Genomic DNA, 5619 nt, shown 5'->3' with positions numbered 1-5619 from the left:
AATTGCTGGATGCAGAATTATCAGTCCTGAGATTGAAAAGTGTAATAAATACAAGCTTAGATGGTTTGCCTGCTGTATAGTAGAGGTATCAAAGTCGCAGTGTGGATCAAGAAAGATGGTTTTCTGCATTAACTGCAGCGATAAGACAATTACTCGGGGTGTTTTCATGAAAAAAAGAATTTCTAAAGTGTTTATAGTCTTCTTTCTTATTATCGTTTCGGGATTTATGGAGATAAGCTGGCGCCTCTTCCAATATGATGATTTGCTGTAAACGGGGTGCCTCCCAGAAAGTAAAGGAAGAAATGGTTTCGAACTGTCGCACATTAGGGAAAACCATCCTCAGAATGGATACGCAAAAGGATATACCATGAGAGTAAAGAATGGTGCTTTGCCCCAGAAGATGGAGGACTGCTATATCAGAAGTGTGGATGGATTAAAGCTGCATGGATTCTATCTGCCGGCCGAAAATCCAAAACGGTTTGTTATATTAAGCCATGGATATCGTGGCAGTCGATTTGGCACAATGTCATTTATGGCAAAATACCTTCATGAACATCAATGCAATCTTCTGTTTATGGAACAACGCTGTTGCGGTGACAGTGAGGGAAAATATATTACCTTTGGTGCAATGGAGCAGTGGGATGTTCAGCGTTGGGCATTCTATGTATCTGAACGAAACAAGAAAAAGCTTCCCATTTATTTATATGGGCAGTCTATGGGGGCGTCAGCTGTGCTGATGGCATCTGCACACAGGCTGCCTTCGGAAGTGAAAGGCCTGATTGCTGACTGTGGCTTCCATTCCATGAAAGGACAAATGAAGGACATGGCTGTGCACTGGTTTCATCTTCATCATGTTCCTTTGCTTTTAATGCAGATGGATTGGCTTTGCGGCATACTAGCCGGATTTCATATGAAGGATGCAGATACTACAGCGGCAATGCAGACGAATACCATACCGGTTCTGTTTTATCACGGAGATAAGGATACCTATGTTTATCCCCATAATTCATTTCAAAACTATAGGTTATGCAAGGCTCCGAAAGAGCTTGTGGTTGTGCCTGGGGCACGGCATTTGTGCTGTGCCTATGCAGACCCCAGGCTATATCAGAATACAATGATGCATTTTTTTGAGAAATACGATTAACAGCATAACAATTCTTTTGACCGGGATTTATCAAACAGTTTTTTGTAAAATGTTTGATAAATCCCAGGTCAATTTTTTGTAAAGTGTTCATTAAGTCTGGGGGATACTGGTATTTCCCTGAAATATATGCTATTTTTCACCTGGAGCAAAAATGTAATGTTTATATCAGGAAGGATTGATTAAGAATGAGAAGATTACTATCCGTTGACTGCTGCTCAGAAGATGCATCATAACTGGATCAGGGACTATGGTACACAGCAGGTATCCGGTGTCAGTGTTGTGGCTTCTGTACAGGCTGAATTGGATTTTGGATTATTAAAAAAGTGTATCCAGATGGAAACAGAGCGTTCAGGATGCACCAGGGTACGTTTTACAAAACCGGACCAGGACGGAAATGTGAAACAGTATATTGTAAAACAGGATACGCGTGACATTGAGCTGAAGGATCTGTCTGGAATGGAAAGCCTTGCAAAAGCAGATGAATTGATGCAGCAATGGGCATATGAAACCTTTGATGGCGATAATATTCCCATGTGTGAGTTCACCATGTTGAAGCTGCCGGAAGGATACAATGGTTTTTTTGTACATATGGATCACCGACTGATTGATTCATGTGGACTGGTAGTGATGATCGGGGATCTGTTTCAGCTTTATACCTATTACAGGTACGGAACAGCGCATCCACAGGAATTGGCTGATTTTGAAACAGTACTGAAGAAAGACCTGGCAAAAGCCGGCAATGAAAAGCGTTTTGCAAAAGACAAAAAATTCTGGGAAGATCAGCTGGATGCTTTGGGAGAGCCGCTGTATTCTGATATTCAGGGACCATCTGTACTGGAGATTGCCAGAAAGCGGCATGGAAATCCAAAACTTCGATCCGCAGATATTGAAATGGATAATTTATTTGTAGCAGTTAAGGATTACCATACTGGAGCCGGGGCCAACTCAGAATCTGATTGATTTCTGTATGAATCATCAGCTTTCCATGACAAATCTTCTTCTGCTTGGTATTCGTACTTATCTGTCTAAGGTTAATAATGGGCAGGAGGATATTACCATCCAGAATTTTATATCCAGACGTTCTACTCATGAAGAGTGGACATCTGGCGGAAGCAGGACGATTATGTTTCCGTGCAGAACGGTGATCTCATCTGAAACAGATTTTCTTTCGGCTGCTTATGAAATCCAGAATATACAGAACCGCATTTATATGCATAGCAATTACGATCCTGCACTTATTATGGAAGAGCTGAGAAAAAGATATCATACACCGGAGCATACCAGCTATGAAAGCTTCTATCTGACTTATCAGCCAATGCCAGTAAAGGTAGAAAATGAAATGCTGGGAGTTGTCCGCCAGCACGCCAAATGGTTTGCCAATGGCGCAGCAACCAAGAAAATATATTTGACCGTATCTCATACAGAGGATGGTGGAATGAATTTTTCCTATCATTATCAAACGGCACACCTGGAAGAACATGATATGGAGCTTCTCTATTATTATATGATGCGAATTTTATTTAAAGGAATTGCAGAACCGGATATGAGCCTTGGTGAGATCATGGAACAAGTCTGAAAGGTATTTTGATGACTGCCTGAATAATATAAAAAGCATTTGGCAAGACAAATTGGAAATCAAAAAATAACAGGATTGTTATGTAACAGGAGGACAGATGATAATGAATCAGGAAATGGAATTTAAAAATATCGTGGCGCAGTATAGCAATGTGGCACCGGAAGAAATAACAAATGATATGAGATTCCGTGAGGATCTGGGATTCAGCTCTTTGGATTTTATGTCTTTTTTAGGTGAACTTGAGGACACGTTTGATATTGAGCTTGAAGAGAACGAAGTAATGAAAATCGTAACCATTGGAGAAGCACTTGAATTACTGGAAAACTTTCAGTAGGAAGAGGTGCAGATCAGCACCTGTTTAAAACAGGCACTAGGGAGAAAATGGATATGCTGGTTAGAGATATATTAGAAGAAAGTGTACAGAAATTTGGCAAAGTCAATGCTGTAAAATGGCTTAACAGGAAAGAGATTTCAGAGAGAAGCTATTGTGAAATGATGAAAAATGCAGTTTCTGTGAGAAAAGGTCTTCTTGCAGAGGGTTTTGAGGGAAAACATATTGCATTGATCGGTACCAGTTCCGTAGAATGGATCGAGAGTTATATTGGAATTATTACAGGGTGTACAACAGCAGTGCCGCTTGATGCAGCGCTGCCCTGGGAGGATCTGGTGGAGCTGATCAATCGCTCCGATTCAGCAGCTCTTTTTTTAAGTCCGAAGCACAGACCCTATCTTCAGGCTTTTCTGGATAATTGTCCGGGTCTTCAGAAGATATGGATGCTTCAGGAAGAGGTGGAGGATGCACCGGAAAAAGTATATAGTATCAGTGAACTTCGGAATGCAGGAAATAATGCGTCTGCAGATGCTGTCTGTCCGGATAAAGAGGATATTGCGACTATTATATTTACTTCAGGAACAACCGGAAAGAGTAAGGGAGTTATGTTAACTCAGAACAATCTGGCTTCCAATGTTGAGGCTGTAAAAATTTCAGCAGAACCGGGAACCGTGATGCTTAGTGTACTCCCTATCCATCATGCATTCTGCCTTGTGATGGACTGGCTGAAGGGCTTTTCCCAGGGGGCAACTATATGTATCAATGATTCTCTGCTTCACATGGTGAGGAATATGAGCATTTTTGAACCAGACATTATGCTTATGGTACCGATGATGATTGAAACGATTTATAAGAGATTGGCAGCTTCTGACCCGTCAATACCCAAAAAGGTTCTTGCAGAGAAAGTATTTGGGAAAAACCTGCGTACAATATTTACCGGTGGCGCACACCTGGACCCGTATTATATTGACTGCTTTGCACAATACGGTATTCAGATACTGGAAGGGTATGGAATGTCCGAATGCTCCCCTGTTATCAGCAACAATACACCGGAAAACCATAAGCCGGGTTCTGATTGGACGGCCCCTTGAAAATGTGGAGGTCAGGTTTGACAATGGGGAGATTCTGGTGCGTGGAACAAGTGTTATGAAGGGCTACTATCAAATGCCGGAGGAAACTGAGGAGGCTCTTAAGGATGGCTGGCTACATACAGGAGACAAAGGATATATGGATGAGGATGGTTATTTATTCATTAACGGAAGGGTGAAAAACCTGATCATCCTGTCAAATGGTGAAAATATTTCTCCGGAAGAGATTGAGAATAAGCTTGCCCTGAATCCTCTTGTAGGCGAAGTGATCGTGACTGGTGAGAAGAATGGACTGACAGCCCGGATCTATCCGGAGCAGGCAGTTGTAGAAGCGAAGGCATTGGATGCAGATTCTGTTCAAAGACTGCTTCAGTCATTTTTGGATGAGTACAATCAAAATCAGCCAACCTATCGTCAGATTACAGGGCTGGTTGTCAGGAAAAACCCATTTATCCGCAACACAACGAAAAAAATCAGGCGACAGGATGTTCTGATCGATGAACCTCTTGCATAACAAAAAGGCTTTCTGTGCAGTTTTGATATGCTACCCTCATATAGGACAATGAAATATAAAAGTCCTATATGGGGGTATTTTCATGTCCAGAAAAAGCAAAATAGATCCAATAGTAAAGGTAAAAATAGTTGAGCAATATCTTGATGGAGAGATTGGATTGGGTCAGGCAAGTAAAAACCTTGGAGTTGCTTGCCAGAGTATTAGAAAATGGATTTCTATATACCAATGCAATGGACCAACAGGTTTACTTAATCAACCCAAAAACAAAAGTTACTCAAAAGCACTAAAAATATCTGCGGTAAATGATTATCTTAATGGAGCTGGTTCTCTTGATGATATTTGCTTAAAATACGGAATCCGGTCACACACACAACTTTTAAAGTGGATTCAGGTGTATAATTCTGGTGGAATATTAAAAACATCCACTGGAGGTGCTTGCATGAAAAAAGCAAAATCAACGACTCTTCTTGATGAGCGATTAAAAATAGTTACGGAATGCTTGGCAAATGATAAGAATTATGGAGCAATGGCTTTGAAATATCAATGTTCTTATCAACAAGTTCGTAACTGGGTAAAACGATACGAAGAAATGGGAAGTAAAGGTCTGGAAGACCGCCGTGGTAGACGAGTCGGATCATTACCAAGTCGTACATCTGAGGAAGAATTACGTGATAGAATCGTTGAGCTTGAAAGAAAAAATCTTGATTTACAAATGGAAAATGATCTGTTAAAAAAAGTCAGAGAACTAGAAAGGAGGGATCACTATCTTTAGTTCACCGTTTAGCCGCATATAAGGCAATCAAAGAATTATCTTCTGACAAGGGATATCCTGTAGATAAACTTTGTAAGTATCTTAATATTACACGCTCTGCATACTATCACTGGCTAAAACATCCGAAAAACAATAATGAACTGCAGAACGAAACGTTATCTATTGAAATTCAAAAGATACATAAAGAACATCCG

The 5619-nt window shown here is 40.7% G+C and carries 8 protein-coding genes; all 8 read left to right on the top strand.

Annotated features, from left to right (window positions below):
* Positions 1-271: hypothetical protein (locus R1Y93_RS10150; RefSeq protein ID WP_500822711.1), on the top strand; the 271-nt coding region annotated here is incomplete at its 5' end.
* Positions 272-367: 96 nt separating this feature from the next.
* Positions 368-1144: an alpha/beta hydrolase gene (locus tag R1Y93_RS10145; protein WP_500822710.1), complete on the top strand. Its 777-nt coding sequence runs from the start codon at positions 368-370 to the stop codon at positions 1142-1144.
* Between the two features lie 204 nt (positions 1145-1348).
* Complete coding sequence (locus R1Y93_RS10140) at positions 1349-2104, top strand: condensation domain-containing protein (RefSeq protein WP_500822709.1); 756 nt, start codon at positions 1349-1351, stop codon at positions 2102-2104.
* 25 nt (positions 2105-2129) lie between these two features.
* The gene (locus R1Y93_RS10135; RefSeq protein WP_500822708.1) at positions 2130-2720 is read left to right on the top strand and encodes a condensation domain-containing protein; all 591 of its coding nucleotides are present in this window, start codon (positions 2130-2132) and stop codon (positions 2718-2720) included.
* 103 nt (positions 2721-2823) lie between these two features.
* Positions 2824-3054, top strand: coding sequence for an acyl carrier protein (locus R1Y93_RS10130; RefSeq protein ID WP_500822707.1), 231 nt, complete (start codon positions 2824-2826; stop codon positions 3052-3054).
* A 53-nt stretch (positions 3055-3107) separates the two neighbouring features.
* Positions 3108-4142: an AMP-binding protein gene (locus tag R1Y93_RS10125; protein WP_500822706.1), complete on the top strand. Its 1035-nt coding sequence runs from the start codon at positions 3108-3110 to the stop codon at positions 4140-4142.
* Positions 4143-4179: 37 nt separating this feature from the next.
* Complete coding sequence (locus tag R1Y93_RS10120; protein WP_500822705.1) at positions 4180-4653, top strand: hypothetical protein; 474 nt, start codon at positions 4180-4182, stop codon at positions 4651-4653.
* 82 nt (positions 4654-4735) lie between these two features.
* On the top strand, positions 4736-5425 hold the full coding sequence (locus tag R1Y93_RS10115; protein WP_500822704.1) for a helix-turn-helix domain-containing protein: 690 nt from the start codon (positions 4736-4738) through the stop codon (positions 5423-5425).
* Positions 5426-5619 lie beyond the last annotated feature (194 nt).

This window comes from Blautia sp. HA3515 (assembly GCF_059933065.1).
Note: the sequence above shows the minus strand (reverse complement) of the source record. Positions and strands in the feature narration are given on the sequence as shown.

Coding starts and splice junctions, on each gene's coding strand:
- R1Y93_RS10145 (WP_500822710.1), top strand. CDS start 368: ATGAGAGTAAAGAATGGTGCTTTGCCCCAGAAGATGGAGGACTGCTAT.
- R1Y93_RS10135 (WP_500822708.1), top strand. CDS start 2,130: ATGACAAATCTTCTTCTGCTTGGTATTCGTACTTATCTGTCTAAGGTT.
- R1Y93_RS10130 (WP_500822707.1), top strand. CDS start 2,824: ATGAATCAGGAAATGGAATTTAAAAATATCGTGGCGCAGTATAGCAAT.
- R1Y93_RS10125 (WP_500822706.1), top strand. CDS start 3,108: ATGCTGGTTAGAGATATATTAGAAGAAAGTGTACAGAAATTTGGCAAA.
- R1Y93_RS10115 (WP_500822704.1), top strand. CDS start 4,736: ATGTCCAGAAAAAGCAAAATAGATCCAATAGTAAAGGTAAAAATAGTT.